At 68.2% G+C, this 440-nt stretch carries 1 protein-coding gene; it reads left to right on the top strand.

Translation table 11 applies throughout. The features are described from left to right. Positions 1-155: 155 nt before the first annotated feature. A partial coding sequence (gene bprA / locus J5M58_RS27075) for a T3SS protein BprA (protein ID WP_207880521.1) occupies positions 156-440 on the top strand: 285 nt, incomplete at its 3' end.

Below are 440 nucleotides of genomic sequence, written 5' to 3'. Positions count from 1 at the left end.
GGCCGGCAATCTGCGGACCTGACGGTCCGCTTCGCGGCGGTGCGGCGGGCGTCGCCCGCCGCGCGCCGCCGCGTTTCGCGGGACGGGCGATTGCGGTTTTATGAAAGCCGGCGCCGATACTCGTCTCTAAGATCGGAATTCCGATGGTTGAACGCATGGCGACATACAAGGAACTGAAGGCTCGGGCCGAGGCGCTGAGCGCGCAGGCCGAAGCGGCGCGGCAGGCTGAATTGCAGGCCGCGATCGAAGACGTGCGCGCGAAGGTGCGCGAGTACGGTCTCACGGCGTACGACGTGTTCGGACACCGAAAGAAGCCGGGCGAGCGCCATCGCGGGGCGGTCAGGCCGAAGTACCGCGATCCGGCGACGGGCGCGACCTGGACCGGACGCGGCATCGAGCCGAAATGGATCCGGGGCCGCAATCGGGACGAATTCCTGATC

Origin of the sequence: Pseudomonas sp. 32_A (assembly GCF_017490905.1) — a bacterium.
GTDB lineage: Bacteria > Pseudomonadota > Gammaproteobacteria > Pseudomonadales > Pseudomonadaceae > Aquipseudomonas > Aquipseudomonas inefficax.
This window is presented reverse-complemented; position numbering and strand designations above follow the sequence as displayed.